Genomic DNA, 19481 nt, shown 5'->3' on the forward strand with positions numbered 1-19481 from the left:
ATAAAAACGAATAAAATACTTGCACTTTGAATTTTTATTTATATTTATGCCAACCAAAACTAATTTCAGGGATATTTATGGGAGATTTTGACAATAGAGAACGTGAAGAGGTATTTTCTAAAAAGGTGAGAGCCGGGAAAAGAACGTATTTTTTTGATGTAAAAGCAACCCGCTCAAACGACTATTATGTTACAATTACAGAGAGCAAAAAGCGTTTGGAAGACGGCGTTTTTATTAAACACAAGATTTTTTTATACAAAGAAGATTTTGAAAAATTTGCCGAAGGTTTGAAAGATACTGTTGACTACATCAGGGCTAACCAGGATGTAGTGGAAAAGCGCTATGAATATAATGAAAATCCTGAAGTTGCCAAAGCTTCTGCCGATGAGGATTTTTCGTTTGAGATTTAACAACAAAAAGAATTAACGCTAAACTAATATAATTGAACCCTGCCCATAAGGCAGGGTTTTTATTTTAATGAAGCACTATTACATTCCGGCAGACATATCTTTTGCCATAGTTGCAGCAAATACTACAAAACATACTATTGCTAATACGTAAACGCAAATGAAAACTATGGTTACAATTCCCCATAGCTTAAAAAACGATTTTAGCTTGCCCAGCCCGGCTGTTATGTGGGCTGTATCCTTAAAGTTTACCCCTGCCTTTATTTTCACCGCAAACTGGTAAATATAAAGCGCGAAGAAAAAGTATAGCAGATCAATTAACAGGTAAAAAATAGTAACGCCGCCGCCAAAACCTGCCATCATTTTCAGGCCGGGATTGTATGGCATCGTTTCGGCCATTTTTGAAAAAATGGTACCTATTGATAAGGCTAATAAAGCAAATAAGCCACAAAAAATAAAGCCCAGGATACCTAAAAAGGTAGCCCATTTACCTGCCGATAGTAAATAGCTTTGCGCTTCGGCTGTCAGAATGATTTCGGTTGAACCAGGAGGGGTGATGTAGCTTTCGTCAGTTTCCATTATTAGTGTTTTAAGTTTAAGTATTTATTGTACTAAAGGTATATAAATATTTAAGCAAACAATAATTTTGACAGCAACGAAACTACAGCATTGTCCCCTTCATGAAAATTATGGCAACTGTAAAATAGATGATCAGGCCGGTAACATCTACCAATGTGGCCACAAACGGGGCAGAAGAGGTTGCAGGGTCGGCGCCGCATTTTTTGAGTATTAGTGGCAGCATTGAGCCAGCTAATGATCCCCATAAAACTACCCCTACAAGGGCGCTGCCAACGGTAAAACCTACCAGGATCCAATGAGGGCCATAGACAGGCGAAAACAGGTGCCAGATGTAGATTCGGGCAAAACCAATAACGCCTAAGGTTGCGCCCAGCATCAGGCCCGACATGATTTCGCGGCGCATCACCAACCACCAGTCGGCAACGGTAACTTCGCCCAGGGCCATGGCCTGTATAATAAGCGTTGATGCCTGCGAGCCGCCGTTCCCACCGCTTGATATGATGAGGGGAATAAACAGGGCCAGTACCACCGCTTTTTCAATCGAGCCCTCAAAATAGCCCATAGCTGTAGCGGTAAGCATTTCGCCAAGAAACAGGATGATAAGCCAGCCAACGCGTTTTTTTACCAGCCGGAATAAGTTGATATCAAGGTACGGCTCATCAAGAGCTTCGGTACCACCTATTTTTTGAATATCTTCTGTGTATTCTTCATTAGCTATCCATAAAATATCATCTACAGTTACTATGCCCAACAAAATATTCTCTTTATCAACAACCGGCAAAGCTGTGCGGTTATTCATTCTAAAAATATTGATAGCTTCTTCTTGCGGGTCGCTGGCGCTTAGGGCTATCAGGCGGCCGTCCATCAGGTCAGATACCTTGGTTTCGGGTTTTACCAATAGTATTTCGCGGATACGAATATCATCCAGTAAAATTCCATTTTCGTCAATAACATAAATTACATCGATGGTTTCGGAGTTTTTACCGTACCGGCGGATGTGCGACAATACCCTTGTAACATCCCAGTTTTTTTTTACGGCGATATAATCGGGCGTCATCAAACGGCCAACGCTATCTTCTTCGTAACCTAAAAGCGACAATGCCTCTTTACGGTTTTCTGGTGATAAGTGAAGGATCAGTTTTTTAACAGCGTCGCCATGCAATTCGGCAAAAAGGGCGGTACGGTCATCCGGGGGGAGCTCGTTAACTAATTCGGCAACCCTTGGGCCCGATAGCTTTTTAATGATGCGCTCCTGCGTAGGGAAATCCAGGATACGGAATACATTAACGGCGCGGTTAAGCGAAAGTATTTCGATAAATAAAGGGCCGTGTTCAGGAAGTTCATCAATCAGTTCTTCAACATCCGATATATTAAGGCTGTTCAAATATTCCTGTAATTGGGTATTGTCTTCCTGTTCCAGTAACAATTCTATTTGCTCAACCATCTCTTCCATATAATTGCCCTCGTTTTTACATCGTATTATTAATGTGATCCTGTTTTTTAACGATGGCAAAAGTCGTTTATTTTTTCAAATAATCGGGCAAAAAATTCTGTTATCTTTGCAGCCTTTTGGTTCATGGTTGATAGTTCATGGTTCATAGTCTTTGATGCTGTTTCAGACTGTTTATTTGGCCATGATCTATGAACCATCAACCATGAACAATTTTAGAAATTAGAATTTAAAACAATGGGTTTACAATGTGGGATAGTAGGTTTGCCAAATGTGGGGAAATCAACACTTTTTAATTGCTTATCAAATGCCAAGGCGCAGGCGGCTAACTTTCCGTTTTGCACCATCGAGCCAAACGTGGGCGTAATTACGGTGCCGGATGAGCGCTTAACAAAGCTTACCGAAATAGTTCAGCCCAAAAACATAGTGCCAAACGTTATCGAGATTGTAGATATTGCCGGCCTGGTAAAAGGTGCCAGCAAAGGCGAGGGCTTGGGTAACCAGTTTTTGGCCAACATTCGTGCTACTAATGCTATTATCCACGTATTGCGCTGCTTTGATAACGATAACGTGATTCATGTTGACGGCTCGGTTGACCCAATACGCGATAAAGAGATTATCGATACCGAATTGCAGCTAAAGGATTTAGACTCAATAGAGAAAAAGATTCAGAAAGTTGAAAAAATGGCCAAAACAGGTGGCGACAAAGAGGCTAAAAAAACCTTTGATGTTTTAACCGTTTATAAAAACCATTTGCTTCAAGGCAAGTCGGCCCGTACAGCACCGGTTGCCGAAGAAGACAAAGAATATATTGCCGACATATGGCTTCTTACCGCCAAACCGGTAATGTACGTTTGTAATGTTGACGAGGGATCTGTAAGTACAGGTAATGCTTATGTTGAACAGGTAAAAGCCGCCGTAGCTGAGGAAAAAGCCGAAGTGTTGATCATATCGGCACAAATTGAAGCCGAAATTGCTGAATTGGAATCATACGAAGAACGCCAGATGTTTTTAAACGATTTGGGTTTAACAGAATCGGGCGTTAACAAACTGATAAAAGCTGCTTACCGTTTGCTAAACCTGGCCACCTATTTTACAGCCGGTGTACAGGAAGTACGTGCCTGGACAATTACCCAGGGCTTTACAGCACCGCAGGCAGCCGGCGTTATCCATACCGATTTTGAAAAAGGCTTTATCCGCGCCGAAGTTATTAAATACGACGACTTTGTGAAATTTAACGGTGTTGAAGCTACGATAAAAGAGAACGGTAAATTGGGCATCGAGGGTAAAACCTACATTGTGCAGGATGGCGATATTATGCACTTCAGGTTTAATGTTTAACTAAACCGGTAGCTATTGAACACCATAGAGCAGGAAATTAAAGGCGTTATCAAAAATAATTAATTCGTCTTTACGGCCGTGCTACAACAAAAAAGGGAAATGTGTCGAAAAGCATTTCCCTTTTTTTGTGCTGAATTACGCATACAATAACCTCACCGCTGTGCTGTCAAAACCTCCTGCCGATAATGATTTTAACAATTGCTTTATCCGTATTTGAAGTAAATCCATAGCCTATGCCACCGTTAACCTCCCATTTGGGGTCGAAGTTGAGGTCGGTTGCTACAAATAGCTGGTGGTCCTGTTGTTTAAATGCATCATAATGAAAAAATGGCCCGGTACTTCCATAATATTCTAATCCAAGCGCCACAATTTTGGTTACATCGTAACTACCTTTTACATTGGGCGAGAAGGTAAACCCACGGTTAACATCGGGGCCGGCGAAGCTTTTCTCTAATGTAGGGTTTACAGAAATATATAATTTGTTCCATTTTTTATCCACAATAGGCCTTATTTCCAGTGTGCTTGTATTGGCAGAGAACGCGCTTTTTTGAAACCCAAATTCGGTTGAGATACTGACGCCCACCGGCCAGTTCCAGCTTTGTGGGGCTGCTACCCTTGGCCTGATGTGCGAGCCTACGTACGCAGTCCGCCCCCCATCACCTATTGAGTTAAAAAAATAAAAGCCGGTTTCAAACCATGGGGTCCAGCCGTGGGTTATCTCGATAGTTTCATGTACAACATGGTTGGTTGGTAATTCGCCATTGGTAGCTGTGTTACTTCCGTTAATGGTATAATTACTATGAAGCTCTACCATGGTATTTCCTTTTTCTACCGTTTCTGAACCATATACCTGGATTTCGTAATTGTCCTGCGCTTTAAGTTGCAGGGTGATAAAGGCAAAGGCCAGTAAGCATAAATATTTCATTGATTTTGTACTTTTATAATGTACGCCAACGGCATACACGATAAAACTATAATGACAATCTGAAGCAAAACTGTAGTTAGCTGCTAAATGCTTATTGTATCACTAAGGTGACAAAACACCATCTAAAACGTAATTACAAAAGCGTGTAAACCCATTTCGTGATAATAATGGATGGTGTAGCCGTAATGCTGGCAAATGTTTTTTACCAACGTTAACCCCAGGCCGGTGCCTTGCGATTCTTTACCTTTTTGAAATCGCTCAAAAATCAGGTCGGTGTTTAAAGGATTAGCACCCCCGCTGTTTTTTATCGATAACAAATGCGCTGTTAATTGGATAATAACTATCCCCCCGGTAATGTTATGCCTGATAGCGTTGCTGAACAGGTTGTTTAACAAAATATCAACCAGGTATTTGCTGGCCAATATCTGCTTAGGTTCAAGTTGGTGCCGAAACAAAAGATTTTTGCTTTGCATCAATTCCTGAAATTGCTGCATCTTTTCGGCCAGCATAATGTCAAGCTCAATGGGTTCTTCCTCGGTTATGAGTTTGTTTTCCAACTTGGCAAGCAGCAACAATGAATTGTTAAGCCGGCTTGATTTATTAATTGAGCTATAAATATCTGTTATTTGTGCCAGCTGATCGGCACCCAAAGTTTCGTCCTGGATCAGTGTATCCAGTTTGGTTGTTACAACGGCCAGCGGTGTCATCATTTCATGCGATGCATTCTCTGTAAACTGTTTCAGTTTCAGGTAATCGTGCGTTACCCTTAACGACATTTCCCTGATCGCTTCATTTAGTTCGGTAAATTCATCCACCAGGCTTGGTTTTCCGGTAAATTGGTCAACATCAGCAATATTAAATTGCTTTATTTCCTTTAAAGTTAGCCGGAAAGGTTTCCAAAGGTCGTTAAGCAGGTATTTATTTGTTATAAAGAGCACAGCCAGCAGGCCGGCAAGCAGGGTAAGGGTAATAATAGTTATAACCTCAATAAGATACTTTTGGCCGGCCCTGGAAATGGTGATAACCACCTTGTAGTAGTTGTTATTGTTTACTTTAACCAGGTCTTCCACCGCGCGGCCGGGCTCTGCCCGTTGTTCCTTAGGGTTAAAATAAGTGGTATCAAAAAAACGCTTTTGCAATTGCTGCCGGTTTGTTTTTACAAATATGGCATGATCCCTGTCCAGGTCATACAATTGCGGGTTCTGGTCATTACTCCTGGCGTATTCTTCCGCTTCAGTTAATTGTTGCTGGAGGCCCCGGTCAAGCTGTTGCTGCGCTATATAGTTAATTGCAAAATAATAAATAACCGCCCCAAACAGTAAAACCGTTAGGGTGATATATACACTTGTCCGGGTGTAATGCTCAGATAGTTTCATGTACTCACAAATTTGTAACCAAGGCCGTATATCGATGTCAGATAATCTTTACCACCGGCATCCAACAATTTCCTGCGCAGGTTTTTGATATGGGTGTAAATGAAATCGAAGTTATCGTGCATGTCCATCTCATCTCCCCAAAGGTGCTCGGCAATGGCATTTTTGGATATTACTTTGCCCTTATTAGCAATAAAATAAAGCAGCATTTCATACTCCTTACGTGTAAGTATGATGGCGTTATCGTTAACTTCAACCGTTCTGCCCGGTATGTCAATTGATATTTCATTAAATACCACTTTGTTATTGGTATTTAATGCTTTCCGGCGGTATACAGCTATTAAGCGCGCTTTTAACTCGGCAAGATGAAATGGTTTGGTCAGGTAGTCATCGGCACCCAGGTTTAGCCCCTTCAGTTTATCATCTAATGAGTTTCGGGCCGAAATGATCAGCACAGCCTCGTTTTTGTGGTGGGCTCTTAAAAATTCAAGCACATCTAAACCTTGCCCGTCGGGTAAGCCTATATCCAAAAGCACGCAATCATAGTCATAGTCTGCTAATCTTTGCAGTGCCGTAGTCAGTCCGCCACAGCTTTCGCATATATTGCCGTCAACATTCAGGTAGCTGGTGATGTTTTCACGTAAGCTTTGCTCGTCTTCTATTACCAGGATTTTCAATTCGGTTTTTGTTCAAAGATAAAATGCGAAATTGAAGATAAACTGAAGTACGCATACCCATTTGCGGATAAAGATGTAGTAACTACAGATTTGCTTCATATTCTTGTGGTAATTTACAAAAAAAACAGCCTCAAAACGTCACTATACTGTTATCATCCAAAAAGATAAATCCTCCTTTATAACAATGCAGAAGGTACGGGCAGATCAAATTGGTTTGATAAATGGAATTGATTATCTTTTGGGCAAAACAGGCAGCTAAATAAAATTAACATGGCAATTATCGAACCTATCCGTGAAGATGTTACCCATCCGGGACATATCAAAAAATATTCGGCACCCCTTCGCCTCTGGCATTGGGTTAATGCCATTGTCATCAGTGGTTCGCTGCTTACCGTACTAATCAATGCGACTATTACCGACAGAAGGCCGGTAACAGCCTTGGTTAAAGATGAACTGAAGCAGGTGGGTGCCGTAGTAACCAACGACCAGGCCGGCTCTGTTGCCCATGCACTTGGCGATAGCGTATGGAGTATTCATACCTATTTTGGATATGGCTTGGCTGTTTTATTATTATTTAGGCTGGTGCTGGAGTTTTTTCAGTTGGCCGATCAAAAATTCATTGGCAAAATAAAAGGCGCTTACCGGCAATTTCAAACTATCAAAAAGGAAAGAGAGTTGACGAGGCACGAGCTTGCCGTGAAAAGTATTTACGCTGTGTTTTATTTGCTGCTTATTATTATGGCAGTAACAGGTTTATTCCTGGCTTTTGAAGACCTGCTGGCGCCATATAAATCTATCAGGCACAGCGTTAAAGAGGTTCACAGTTTTTGTATGTACCTTATTATTGCATTTATTGTAGTTCATATTGCAGGCGTTTTCCTGGCCGAACGAAAGCATGATGGCAAAGGCATTGTTTCGGATATGATCAACGGAGGTAAATCATAGTGTCGTGACGGATAGTCTTTAGCCCAAAGTCTTGAGTTCTAAGTCAAAAATGAAAATTCAGACTTAGGACTTCAGACTTAACAATAGTACGTTTGTTATTTCCCGGTAATCAATTTGGCCATCAGGAAAGCGGCCCCGGCGGCAAGCGCGCCAATTATTACTACTTTAAAAGCGCCGCTTAATGCCGGCTGGCCTGTCATTTTACTTTTAAAATAACCAAATATGAACAGGCATATCAGCGTGACACCGCAAGAGTAATATAAAGCCTCCTGGGCATGGTCGATAATGATATAGGGAGATAGAGGAATAATGCCGCCAACAATGTAGGATAAGCCAATGGTAATGGCGCTTTTGGCCGCGCGGTTTGCATTGGGTTCTTCAAGGCCAAGTTCATAACGCATCATGAATTCCACCCATTGCTTTTTGTCTTTGGCAAGTTCATCGGCAATTTGCCGTTGCAATGGTTCAGATAGACCGAACCCCGCGAATACTTCCATTACTTCGGCTTTTTCCTGCTCGGGTAGTTTCTCTACTTCCTCATACTCCCGTTTTAATTCAGATTGGTAATGGTCTACTTCCGTGCGCCCGGCAAGGTAACCGCCTAAGCCCATGGCAATTGATCCGGCAACAATCTCGGCAATACCCGCAGTTACTACAAGGGTTGACGAACTGATGGCTCCGCTTAAACCTGCCGCCAAAGCGAAAGGAACCGTTAAACCATCGGACATACCGATAACAATGTCCCTGATGGTTTCCGAACTGGTTACATGGTGTTCATGATGCATTTGCGCTGGTTTTTTAATAACGAATATACTATTGTTAAATAATAGTAGTAAGGCTGAATTATAAGTTAGAATTATTCTTGATTTAGAACCTAAAGGTTTCGACCAATTCTGTTCATGTTTTGAGGGTGGCAAACTAAACCGTGTTAGCTTGTCATTTTGCTGTTACTATGGAAATAACAAAGGACTAGTCTTTTTTGAATAGTCCTTTGTTTAAATATCAAACGATAATTAGTGCTCCCGACGAGATTCGAACTCATATCGATGGTACCGGAAACCATAATTCTATCCGTTGAACTACGGGAGCAGCGGCGCAAATATATAAAATTGATTTAATCCTTTTATCGTATTCCGTTTTCTTTTAACAACAGGGAAGAGCCAAATGAATTATGAAGCGGGAATTACGATTCTTTAAGGTTGGTGCATACGAAAAGCTAATTAACCAAACCGCGGATACTTTCATAATACGCATCGCTCACCGGCAATTCAATATCCGTTAGTTGCGCCTTACGATTTTGGATGGATTTTATTTTACTTACAGGTACAATGTAGCTGCGATGAATACGCTGAAATTTATCAGCGGGCAGCTTTTTCAACACTTCCTTTAATGTCATTAAAGTAAATACCGGTTTGTCGTTAGTTAAGTGAATCCGGATGTAGTTTTCCATACTTTCAATGTACTCAATGGCACTCAGGTCAATCTTCACAATCCGGTATTCAGAATGGACGTACAGGCTTTCGTCTGTAGTATTCAATTTTTCATTTGCCCGGTTTTTATATTGATAAAACGCCAGGGCTTTTTCTATAGCCCTGGTAAAACGTTCAAATTCTATTGGTTTTTCAACAAAATCTACCGCCTCCAGTTGAAAGCCTTCATAGGCATAGTTGCGGTAGGAGGTGGTGAAAATAACCATGGGTTTTACAGGCAGCGACCTTAAGAGGTCGATACCCGAGATATCGGGCATGTTGATATCCAAAAAAAGGAGGTCGACCGCCGTGTTTTTTAAGAATTCGGCCGCCGAAATTGCGTCTTCGAATGTTTTGATGAGTTGCAGTTTGGGAAACCGCGATACATATTCGCCAATAAGCCGTAACGCTAAAGGTTCATCATCAATGGCTATGCATTTAAGGATCATGGTTAAGTTGGTAAAGTTAGCTGAACAATGTACTCCTGGTTATCGTTGCTGATATTTAATAAATACCTGCCGGTATATAAATGTTCTAAACGTTTTCGGGTGTTTCTGATGCCTATGCCGGTGCTGTGGTTATCGCCGTTACTTAAACCGAATATCCGGTTTTTACAATAAAAGTACAGGGTAGTTTCGCTGATAACCAATTTGATTTGGATAGTTGTGCTTTCATGTTTGCTAACACCGTATTTGAAAACATTTTCAATAAAAGTCATTAGCAGCAGGGGGGCTATTTGTTTTCCATCTATGTCGCCGTCTACCTCAAAATTAACAGCCGTAAGGCTACCTGTGCGTAAACGCTGTAGTTCAATATAGCTGCCTATACAATCAACCTCGCGCTGCAGGGGTGCAAAATTCCCGGTTACATCTTCGGTAACGTAACGCATGATTTTTGAAAGTCGCAAAACGCTGTCGGCTGCATGATCGTCCTTTGTTAAAACCAGCGTATAAATATTGTTCATGGTATTGAACAAAAAATGCGGATTGATTTGTGCTTTCAAAAAAGAGAGCTCGGCGGTCGCTTTATCCGCTTCGGCGCGGGCGGCCCTTTGCTCGGTAAGCAGCCATTCCCGGATAGTTTTAATGGCCGTACTAAAGGCTATTACCGTAAAAAAAATAAAGAAACTGGTAATATCCAACGGCTGCCCAAACGGCGACCGGCTTAAAGGTCTATCGCGATAGGATGGCAAGTTGGGGTTTCGTCCCGGAGGCTCCACGGGCTGATAATTCACGTTGCCGGGCCCATTGAAAGGCGGCCGGTTATTAGGCCGCCGGCTGTCGTCCTCTTTTTCCCTGATATGCAGCAAGCGGTCAAATGGCCTGATGCAGTAAACACCGAAGAACAGGGAAAAAACAGCAATTCCAAAGAAAATATGTTTTTTACGGAGCAGCAGCCGCGGAACAAAAAAGTAGGCGTTGCTGTAAAAAACCACCATAAAAGTAAGTCCGAATAACCAATAGTCGGGGCTTTGCAAAAGGACGATGTCACCGTCAAAGCTGCCGCCTCTATGCAGAAATATGAGCGGGATGGCCATGAGCATAACCCAGCCGGCAAAATGCAGGATGATGGAAATAGCTTTAATTTTTGACATAGAGGTAAAGTAACACAATCAGTCCGGCATGAAAATAAAAACATCGGTGATTGACTTGAATGTATAGATGAAATGGCAAATATACAGTTTAACAGTTGTTTCCCCCCTTATTGACCCCGGCAACATGACTTGAAATTATACAGGGTTTGAGCAACAATAGCCCACTCACCACTAAAAAAAGGCCATTCATCTATACACCCTGTTTTAAATTATGGTTTGCCGCTACGTTTACGCTGGGTTTAAAAAACACCTGTGTATTTATCAATTTAACAAATAGTTAACTCATGAAAACTAAATTATTTATCTTATTACCGGCCATCAGCCTAAGCGTATTGCTGGTGATCCAGGCCTGCAAAAAAAGCAGCAGCGATTCCGGCACCACTACAACTACGGCATCTGTAAGTGCTTTAACTTGTGCCAGCGCAACAATTTCAGGAACGGCTTATGCCTCAACTGCATTTACCGGAACAGCAACGGTTCCGTATACGGGCGGAAACGGGAAAACTTATGCCGCGGGTACCGCTATCTCATCAACAGGGGTTACCGGGCTAACAGCAACTTTAGCCGCGGGTACATTAGCCAGCGGGGCGGGCAACATTACGTATGCTATTGCAGGTACACCAGCGTCGAGCGGTACTGCTTCTTTTGCTATTACCTTCGGCGGGCAAACGTGCAGTTTTGCAGTTACTGTAAATGCCGCAAGTACAACAACCACAGGGTGCTCTACGTCGGCCACCACCGCATCAAAAGTAGTATGTTTAGCCAATGCTTTTTTAGCAACGCTTACCACTGCGCAGCAGTCAACTGTTGTACTTACGCTGAACCTTACCAATGCCAAAAGATGGTCGAATCTGCCATGTGGGGTTTCGTGCAGAAACGGATTAGCATTTAGCAGCTTAACCGCCACACAATTGGCGGCTGCAAAAGCAGTTGCAGCGGCAGCCTTCGGTACAAGTAGCGGTGAAGGTTATGACGAGTTTTCACAAATTATGGCTGCCGATGATTACCTGGGGCAAACTGCTTCCGGCTATTCTTCAGGTAACTATATTATCGCATTTTTGGGAACCCCAAGTACAACCGGAAAGTGGATGCTACAGATTGGTGGCCACCATTACGCGCAAAATATTACTTATGACGCAGGCAGTGTTACCAGTATTACACCTTTGCACCAGGGAGTAGAACCAAAAGGATCATTTACTTTAAGCGGAACTACTTATAGCGGCCCGCTGGAATCAGAGCATACGGCAATGCAGGAAATGCTGGGCTCTTTCACAAGTACAGAGCTGGCTTCGGCAAAAATATCCAGTACTTTTTCCGACTGTTTGATGGTACCCGGTTCAACCACCAATACATTCCCAACCACTAAACAGGGAATTAAAGTAAGTGCGTTGAGCAGTGCGGCACAGGCAAAAGTGCTGGCAGCCATGATGCCATGGATCAACGATGTGGACGCTACTGCCGCCGCCGCCTTTACTACAATTTATCAAAATGAGCTTGCAGATACATATGTTACATATGCCAGCAATACCTCTGCCGTTGCCGGTACGGCCAGCTCATTTTTAACAACCAATACCGATTACGTCAGGATAGATGGGCCAAGTGTTTGGATAGAGTTTATTTGCCAAACAGGTGTGGTGCTTTCGGGAATTCACTACCATACTGTTATGAGGGACCATACCCGTGATTACATAGGTTTATAAAAAAAATAGAAATTATGTGTAACATTTTTTCAATAAACAGTCGCCATAAAAACAGTTGGCGGCTGTTTATTTTTGCAACTATTTTTGCCGTTACAGCATTAAGGCCAACAATTGCTGCTGCGCATCAAACGCCAAATACGCTTGTTTTTTTAGATGCAAGTCCTCATAGGGTTGCACTTGAGCTGCAAATGCCGCTATCAGAACTGGAACTTGCTTTTGGCAACAATATATCTAAAAATCCGGAAACGCTTATCGAAAAATTCGGGCCTCAATTAACAGAATACCTCAAAGCCCACATTCATGCCTACACAAAAAAAGCTACTCCATGGAATGTTGAAGTAGAAGCTTTGAGGATGGACAAAGGAAAATACATCGAGAACGGCATCGATTATTGGGAAGTAGTTGCCAGGGTAGTTATCATACCGCTGCCGGGCGAGAGTACCCGGAAGTTTATGCTCGATTATGATGTGATTATGCACCAGGTTGTTAACCATGCAGCCCTTGTTTCTATCCGCAGCGATTGGGAGACAGGAAATTTAAATACATCGTCGGCAGATGCAATGGTAATCAGCTGGAATACCAAAGATAACGTGATATATCCTTTGGAAATAAATTTACAGCAGGGAAGCTGGTTTAAAGGTTTCAATAGCATGCTTGCTTTAGGCATGCAGCACATCAAGGAGGGAACCGATCACCTGTTGTTCCTGATTGTGCTATTGCTGCCATCTATGCTTTTACCTGTTAAAAAGCATTGGGGTGGTTTTGGCGGCGTTAAATGCAGCCTCAGGAACTTGCTGAAAATTGTAACGGCGTTTACCATCGGTCATTCTGTTACCTTGCTATTGGGAGCTTTAGGTTGGCTCAGCCTCCCCGCGCAACTGGTAGAAGTATTGATCGCCGTTTCTATCCTGGTTTCGGCGGTACATGCCATCTATCCTATATTTCCTGGCAGGGAGGCCCTGGTAGCAGCAGGTTTCGGGCTTATACACGGATTGGCATTTGCTTCGGTTTTGTCTAATCTTAATTTGACTGCCCTCACATTGACGCTAAGCATCCTTGGCTTTAATATTGGTATCGAAGTGATGCAGTTGTTTGTAATCGCCATTATCGTTCCATGGCTGATGCTGATGAGCAGGACGTTGGTTTATCCTTTTTTCAGAACCGGCGCCGCCATACTGGCTGGTGTAGCGGCTTTGGCCTGGATGGCCGAAAGGGTTTTCAATCAGCCTAACCTGATTACCCAGGTGATACTAAAATTTACCAGCTACGAATTGTGGTTAGTATTTGCTGTCGCAATATTTTCTGTTACCGCATTTCTATCGGCCCGATTTAAAAAAGCGCTGTTTGTTTAATAACCCTTTCATTTTATGCGTAGTTGCCTGCTTATCGCTGTTCTGTTAATTTGTAGCCGTCACTCGTTTTCGCAAACAAGTCATTTAACAGGCAGGGTAATTGACAGTGCCACACAAGTTCCGTTAAAAGGTGTAACTATTATGCTGCAACCGGGGAACAAAACCGGTATTACTGATGAAACAGGCCGATTCTTTTATCAAAGCATACCTGTATCAGTTAAAACTATTTCTATAACTGCAATTGGCTATCAAAAAGAAACCTTGCCGCTAAGTGATTTCAGGAACGGACAGGTAATTGTTATTAGCCAGCAGCAAACACAGCTGAGCGATGTGATTATAACGGCCAATGCGGCCAACCCTTATAAAGTAATCAGCGAGACGGACATTAAAATGAGGGGAGTAGCTAATTCGCAGGAGATGCTGCGTATAGTGCCAGGCCTGTTCATAGGCCAGCACCAGGGCGGCGGTAAAGCCGAACAGATTTTTCTGCGCGGTTTTGATAATGACCATGGTACCGATATCAATTTGAGCGTTGATTATATGCCGGTAAATATGGTTTCGCAGGCACATGGCCAGGGTTATGCCGACAGTCATTTTATTATCCCCGAAACGATAGAAAGCACCAACTATCAAAAAGGGATGTATAATGTGGATAAAGGCGACCTGGCCCTGACCGGCTTTGTGAACTTTAACACTGCCAACGCGATTGACGCTAACCAGGTTAAAATAGAAGGCGGACAGTTTAATACCTACAGGGTGTTCGGCATGGTTAACCTACTTGGCCAAAAAGCTAAAGCCAATAACCAGTCCTGGTACGCCGCTTCGGAATACCGGTACAGCGACAGTTATTTTGATAACCCGCAGCATTTTAAACGCTTTAACTTTTTTACCAAATATCATGGCCGGCTAAACGCCAACAACTGGCTAACCGTTAGTGCTTCCACTTTCTACAGCGCATGGAAAGCATCCGGGCAGATCCCGGAAAGCGCGGTAAGCGATGGCGCCATCGGGTTTTACGGCGCACTTGACCCCAACGAGGGCGGAGTAACCTCGCGTACCAACTTGAACGCACAGCTTTTAACCCGGCTGTCGAATCATGACATCGTCAAAAACCAACTCTACTATTCGCGCTATAAATTTGACCTGCATACCAATTTTACATTTTACCTGGTAGATACAGTTAACGGTGACGAGATCCGTCAGCGGGAAACACGCAATTTGTATGGCTATAACGGCAGCTACCAGCATGAAGGCTATATTGGGAATACTAAACTGACAACGGAAGCGGGAATTAATACCCGGCTGGATATGACCAAAGGTTCGGAATTATCGCATACCGTCAACAACTTCACAGTTATCGATCCGGTTAAATTGGGTGATATTACCGAACTGGGTGCCGGAGCCTACCTGGCTGAAACATTTCAATTCAGTTCAAAATTCTCGATGAACGCAGGGGTAAGGTTTGATCAGTTTTATTACAGGTATAACAATAAACTGGCCACTGATAGTACGCTTAATGGTATCGGTGTGTATACCGCCAATAATAATATAGTTAGTCCCAAGCTGAATTTTTACTACCGTGTTAACGATAAAACCGAATTGTATTTATTAACCGGCAAAGGCTTTCATTCTAATGATACCCGGGTGGTAGTGGCGCAGGGAGGTTTGCAAACCCTGCCCGCAGCATATGGTGCCGATTTGGGTACGGTATTTAAACCGGCCAAAAACCTGTTGTTCAACGCTGCGTTGTGGTATAGTTACCTGCAAAAAGAATATGTATACGCAGGCGATGGAGGTTCGGTAGAATTTAGCGGCCGCACCCGCCGCATTGGTTTAGACCTGTCTGGCCGTTACCAGCCGCTTAAATCCCTGTATTTTGACGCAGATGTAAATTACGCCCATGGAAGGTCGCTGGATGAGCCGGCCGGAGCAAATTATATTCCTTTAGCACCGGTTTGGAGCAGTACCGGCGGCATAACCTACACTTTTAAAAACGGCTTCAATGGCAGTTTGCGCTACCGGTATCTGGCTGACCGCGCGGCGAATGCCGACTATAGCCTGGTTGCCAAAGGTTATTTTATCAACGACCTGGTATTAAATTATACCAGGCCCAAATACGAAATTGGCTTAACCATAAATAACCTGTTTAATGTGCAGTGGAAAGAAACCCAGTTTGAAACGGTTACCCGGTTAAAAAACCAGGCACCGGTTGATGGGATTGCTTTTACTGCCGGAACCAAATTTGCAGCTTTGCTGCATCTCAGTTACTTTTTTAAATAAATTGCTTCAAACGTAATTTTGATTTTTGCCGAAAAGAAAAAAGCCCCGTGAGTGACGATGGTTAAACCTGAAGATGGTATATTCTTTTATAAATACAAATTCACCATTTGCTTCCAATATCGTGGCCGGTGCGCATAATTATCCCAAATGTATAATTGATGCGGAATGCTTTTGCCTGTAAGCAAGTCGCTAAAGTCGCGGTTGCTGTGTACAAATGGGTCTGTTTCGCCCACTGCCATAATGATCTCGATTTTACGAATGGCATCTAAAATGGCTCCATCATGCAGGTTGGCCATAAATTGCTGGGGCATATTAAAATAAATATCCTCATCGCGATAGCCATCAAACAGATCTTTAAAGTCGTCTATTTGCAGGGTAAGATCAAAACGCCCGCTCATACATATTACTTTCTTGAAAACAGATGGATGTTTCATAGCTATATTGATGGCATGGAATGATCCCATACTACACCCGGCAACTTCAAAGTAATCGCCGCCATTTTGGTTTTGTATGAAGGGTAAAACCTCGGTAAGAATATACTGTTCGTATTGCAAATGCCGCGCTATACGTGTGGCCGGATGCACCCAGTGGTTATAAAAACTTTCGGTATCAATACTATCTACACAAAAAAGCTGCAGCTCGCCATTTTCAATTTTGGTTTGCAGCGCTTCAACTATCCCCCAGTTTTCGTAGTCATAAAACCGCGCCATCCGGGTAGGGAAAAATAGCACAGCCCTGCCTGCATGACCAAATACCAATAGCTCCATAGTACGATGTAAATTGGCGCTAAACCATTTGTGGTATCCTCTGTTCATTTGTGGCCCGGCCTTTTGCTGCGAAATTTCCAAAACAAATGTTAATCAAAATTAAATAAATGGTAATGCTTACCTGTTAATATTAGCTGTAATAACCTGTTTCCATAACTGGTAACCAAGCGGGCTTAAATGCAGCCCGTCGCCTACAAAATATTCTTTTTTAGGGTAGCCTTTGGCGTCAATCATCTCTTTATAAATATTAATAAATCGCCAGTTATTGGTATTTTTAACTATTTCTGTCTCGATAAGATTATTGGCATATTTAAATTTATCAATGATGTTCCACCGGCTAAGGCTTGGTTTTAATGAAACATAATAGCAGGGCAAATCACCAAAACGGTGATGCACTTTGGCAACCAGTTGCTGAAAAAATATAAAAACTTCTTCGGGATGGCGGCCATCGCCCAAATCGTTGTCGCCGGCGTATATTACCAGTCTTTTGGGGCTGTAGCTTTCCATTACCCGCTCAAAAAACCAAACGCAGGCAGCCAGTGTCGAGCCGCCAAAACCCAGGTTTGTGGGTTTTAATTCCTTAAAATCGTCCTTAAGGCTTGTCCACATCCTTACCGACGAACTGCCATAAAAAATAGTTTCGGGCTCGTATTCCTTGTTCCTGCTAACTTTTTCAAGCTGCTTTATATCTTCTTCGTACCAGTACATTAAACTATTTTAGGGTGTGCAATTAATTAATGGTTGTAAATTACTCAATTAATTTAATTACAGGCACAGCGCTTGCTTCAAAATGAAAATTGCAGTGCTTAGTAAAGCTCAAATTTGCGGGTATAAATCAATTTATCGGCATAATAGATATTCAATTGCCAGGTGCCTTTTATTACTTCAAAGTCATTATCGAGTGCGTAGGTGCTTGCATCGGTTGCATTTACCGCTATATCAATTGGGTACCTTACACTTTTAAATGATTCTTTTTTCGCAGTGTCTACAATCTCTGCGGGGAAAACCCATTCAATATCTAACCTTGCAATATTGCCATGCTTTCCGGTTATTTTATATTCAACACCAAATTGGGTTCCTTTTTTAGCCTCAATTCTGTTTGTCTTTTTACCGAATACCTGATTTGCAATAATGGAATGATCACCCGATGGTGAACCAGGCATCTCTTCTTTAAAAACTGTTGTTGATGTTGCCGGGCCAAAAGTGATTTCAGTGAACTTTACCCGCGGGGCTGTCTGTTGAGCGCCAACATTTAAGCAACCCAAAAATGAAAGAAGCAAAAATGCAAACAATGTGATTTTGGTCATGATATAAGGTTAAATATTTCGGGGCAATATAGTACTTTCATATATCTTGTATATTAACCAAGTAGGTAGTTACCACGACCGCGCGCCGGCGTGGCCTGATATACTTTAACCAGGAAGCCGATGAACCGACCCTTAGGAATAGTACTTAAGCCCATGATTTGGGCATCAGGAGGGCAGGTTACTTCAAATTAGGAAAAGGTATCCGGTACGAAACCGAAAGCTTTTGTCCGTTAACTAAAACAGCCTGGTTTTCTTTTAAGGACGAGTTTAGTTTGATGAAAGCCGGAAAGTATTTTTTATCCAGGTAAACGCTATATAAATCGTCGCCCCTTTTTATGGTTGTTTTGTTTTTGAGATCGGGCCACGCAACTGGCCAGGCCAATGGTTTTTCGGGAGAATGGCTGTAGTTTGTCAGCATCACCTCAATACTATCCGGCAACCATTCTTTAGCCCCGCCATGTTGATATTTGATAAGGTTATTAAAAACATTAATAAAACAGGCTGGCGCTTTATCGCGGTCGGGCGCCCAACGCAACTGTCCGTAGACGCTAATGATTTTCACAGAATCGAGATTAAGGAACAATTTAGCAGTGGGCTGATCCGTTGCTATAGAAACGTCGATGTGTTTAGGTAGTTTTTTTAAACAGTCATTGATACCCAGGTTATTAATCGTTTGCAGCAGATCCTCATGGCTTAGATTAACCTCGTAGTATTCGGCTTTATCATCTGTCATTTTTTTGTAAATCACCTGCCCGTTTTCGTAAATAGCTATAGTAGGTGAATCGGACCCCACAACCATTAGCCAGGGATTGGTTTCCGTTAATACCACCAACGGTGATCCGTATCCTGTTTTGTGTTGTGATTTGCAAGAGATGGCTACAATACAGATCGATAACAGGAGTAGTAAAATTTTCTTCATGATGTTTAAGTAACACTATAACTTATTTACCTGATCTTTATTACGCCCGTTTTATACAAGTCAATAGCCAGCTTCAAAATTGCCTCAATAGTTTCAACCGGCAAATCCTCATCGGCATCAAAAAGCATAATTTTCATGCGTGCCCGTTTTTCGATGATCAGCCCGGGATGATCAAAATGTTTGCCTTCAACAATGCCGATATAAGGCTGCAGCAATTTTTTATGCACCCACAGGTAGCAAAACATTTTGCCTTTATAGCAAAAAAATGGCATCCCATATTTCCAGGCCGCGGTTATAGCGGCATCCTGTTTCAGTATAATCCGGCGCAGGGCCAACAGGCAGCTTTTTACCGGTTCGGTTTGTTGAAGGTAGAAATTATCAAGTGGGGTAGGCATA

Annotated in this window: 19 protein-coding genes and 1 tRNA gene; 6 read left to right on the forward strand and 14 right to left on the reverse strand. The window is 42.5% G+C overall.

What is annotated here, in order from left to right; all coding sequences use genetic code 11:
- Positions 1 to 77 precede the first annotated feature (77 nt).
- Positions 78 to 410: a DUF3276 family protein gene (locus ACFGVS_RS29115; RefSeq protein ID WP_274213831.1), complete on the forward strand. Its 333-nt coding sequence runs from the start codon at positions 78 to 80 to the stop codon at positions 408 to 410.
- Between the two features lie 78 nt (positions 411 to 488).
- Here the strand turns inward: ACFGVS_RS29115 and ACFGVS_RS29120 are convergent, their stop codons facing one another.
- On the reverse strand, positions 489 to 986 hold the full coding sequence (locus tag ACFGVS_RS29120; RefSeq protein ID WP_439696633.1) for a DUF5362 family protein: 498 nt from the start codon (positions 984 to 986) through the stop codon (positions 489 to 491).
- Positions 987 to 1068: 82 nt separating this feature from the next.
- A complete protein-coding gene (mgtE, locus tag ACFGVS_RS29125) occupies positions 1069 to 2439 on the reverse strand; it encodes a magnesium transporter (RefSeq protein ID WP_090646157.1) in 1371 nt (456 codons plus the stop codon).
- 234 nt (positions 2440 to 2673) lie between these two features.
- Here mgtE and ychF point away from each other — a divergent pair, with 234 nt between their 5' ends.
- On the forward strand, positions 2674 to 3777 hold the full coding sequence (gene ychF, locus ACFGVS_RS29130) for a redox-regulated ATPase YchF (protein ID WP_090644633.1): 1104 nt from the start codon (positions 2674 to 2676) through the stop codon (positions 3775 to 3777).
- A 166-nt stretch (positions 3778 to 3943) separates the two neighbouring features.
- Here ychF and ACFGVS_RS29135 read toward each other — a convergent pair whose 3' ends face one another.
- From ACFGVS_RS29135 to ACFGVS_RS29145, 3 genes are all read right to left on the reverse strand, one after another.
- Positions 3944 to 4702: a hypothetical protein gene (locus ACFGVS_RS29135; protein WP_439696634.1), complete on the reverse strand. Its 759-nt coding sequence runs from the start codon at positions 4700 to 4702 to the stop codon at positions 3944 to 3946.
- Between the two features lie 122 nt (positions 4703 to 4824).
- Positions 4825 to 6078 carry a sensor histidine kinase gene (locus ACFGVS_RS29140; protein WP_439696635.1) on the reverse strand — a complete coding sequence of 418 codons (1254 nt, stop codon included), beginning with the start codon at positions 6076 to 6078 and terminating at the stop codon, positions 4825 to 4827.
- Positions 6075 to 6752, reverse strand: coding sequence for a response regulator transcription factor (locus ACFGVS_RS29145; protein ID WP_439696636.1), 678 nt, complete (start codon positions 6750 to 6752; stop codon positions 6075 to 6077). Before ACFGVS_RS29145 ends, ACFGVS_RS29140 begins: the two co-directional genes overlap by 4 nt.
- Before the next feature lie 270 nt (positions 6753 to 7022).
- On the opposite strand from ACFGVS_RS29145, the gene ACFGVS_RS29150 reads away from it, so the two are divergent.
- On the forward strand, positions 7023 to 7697 hold the full coding sequence (locus ACFGVS_RS29150; RefSeq protein ID WP_439696637.1) for a cytochrome b/b6 domain-containing protein: 675 nt from the start codon (positions 7023 to 7025) through the stop codon (positions 7695 to 7697).
- A gap of 95 nt (positions 7698 to 7792) precedes the next feature.
- On the opposite strand, the gene ACFGVS_RS29155 is transcribed toward ACFGVS_RS29150, so the two are convergent.
- The 4 genes from ACFGVS_RS29155 to ACFGVS_RS29170 form a co-directional block, all read right to left on the reverse strand.
- On the reverse strand, positions 7793 to 8482 hold the full coding sequence (locus ACFGVS_RS29155) for a VIT1/CCC1 transporter family protein (RefSeq protein ID WP_439696638.1): 690 nt from the start codon (positions 8480 to 8482) through the stop codon (positions 7793 to 7795).
- Positions 8483 to 8714: 232 nt separating this feature from the next.
- Positions 8715 to 8786 (reverse strand) — tRNA-Arg (locus tag ACFGVS_RS29160).
- 127 nt (positions 8787 to 8913) lie between these two features.
- Entirely contained in the window at positions 8914 to 9615 is a 702-nt protein-coding gene (locus ACFGVS_RS29165) for a LytR/AlgR family response regulator transcription factor (RefSeq protein ID WP_439696639.1), read from the reverse strand.
- A gap of 2 nt (positions 9616 to 9617) precedes the next feature.
- Positions 9618 to 10760 (reverse strand): sensor histidine kinase, encoded by a 1143-nt coding sequence (locus ACFGVS_RS29170; protein ID WP_439696640.1) that lies wholly within the window; start codon positions 10758 to 10760, stop codon positions 9618 to 9620.
- Positions 10761 to 11044: 284 nt separating this feature from the next.
- Here ACFGVS_RS29170 and ACFGVS_RS29175 point away from each other — a divergent pair, with 284 nt between their 5' ends.
- The 3 genes from ACFGVS_RS29175 to ACFGVS_RS29185 are packed head-to-tail and all read left to right on the forward strand — an operon-like array spanning position 11045 to position 16092.
- Positions 11045 to 12460 carry a DUF3500 domain-containing protein gene (locus ACFGVS_RS29175; protein WP_090644662.1) on the forward strand — a complete coding sequence of 472 codons (1416 nt, stop codon included), beginning with the start codon at positions 11045 to 11047 and terminating at the stop codon, positions 12458 to 12460.
- 14 nt (positions 12461 to 12474) lie between these two features.
- Entirely contained in the window at positions 12475 to 13812 is a 1338-nt protein-coding gene (locus ACFGVS_RS29180) for a HupE/UreJ family protein (RefSeq protein ID WP_439696641.1), read from the forward strand.
- Positions 13813 to 13827: 15 nt separating this feature from the next.
- Positions 13828 to 16092 (forward strand): TonB-dependent receptor, encoded by a 2265-nt coding sequence (locus ACFGVS_RS29185; protein WP_439696642.1) that lies wholly within the window; start codon positions 13828 to 13830, stop codon positions 16090 to 16092.
- 86 nt (positions 16093 to 16178) lie between these two features.
- Here ACFGVS_RS29185 and ACFGVS_RS29190 read toward each other — a convergent pair whose 3' ends face one another.
- The 5 genes from ACFGVS_RS29190 to ACFGVS_RS29210 all read right to left on the reverse strand — a co-directional run bounded on the left by ACFGVS_RS29190 (position 16179) and on the right by ACFGVS_RS29210 (position 19480).
- Entirely contained in the window at positions 16179 to 16907 is a 729-nt protein-coding gene (locus ACFGVS_RS29190; protein ID WP_439696643.1) for an esterase family protein, read from the reverse strand.
- Between the two features lie 69 nt (positions 16908 to 16976).
- Positions 16977 to 17567, reverse strand: a complete 591-nt coding sequence (locus ACFGVS_RS29195) for a GDSL-type esterase/lipase family protein (protein WP_274209075.1) — start codon at positions 17565 to 17567, stop codon at positions 16977 to 16979.
- A gap of 98 nt (positions 17568 to 17665) precedes the next feature.
- A complete protein-coding gene (locus ACFGVS_RS29200) occupies positions 17666 to 18166 on the reverse strand; it encodes a DUF3859 domain-containing protein (protein WP_090644683.1) in 501 nt (166 codons plus the stop codon).
- 178 nt (positions 18167 to 18344) lie between these two features.
- Complete coding sequence (locus ACFGVS_RS29205) at positions 18345 to 19085, reverse strand: hypothetical protein (RefSeq protein ID WP_274209074.1); 741 nt, start codon at positions 19083 to 19085, stop codon at positions 18345 to 18347.
- 26 nt (positions 19086 to 19111) lie between these two features.
- Positions 19112 to 19480: a DUF1801 domain-containing protein gene (locus ACFGVS_RS29210; RefSeq protein ID WP_439696644.1), complete on the reverse strand. Its 369-nt coding sequence runs from the start codon at positions 19478 to 19480 to the stop codon at positions 19112 to 19114.
- Between the last annotated feature and the right edge of the window lies 1 nt (position 19481).

It is taken from the genome of Mucilaginibacter sediminis, from assembly GCF_051903035.1.
GTDB lineage: Bacteria > Bacteroidota > Bacteroidia > Sphingobacteriales > Sphingobacteriaceae > Mucilaginibacter.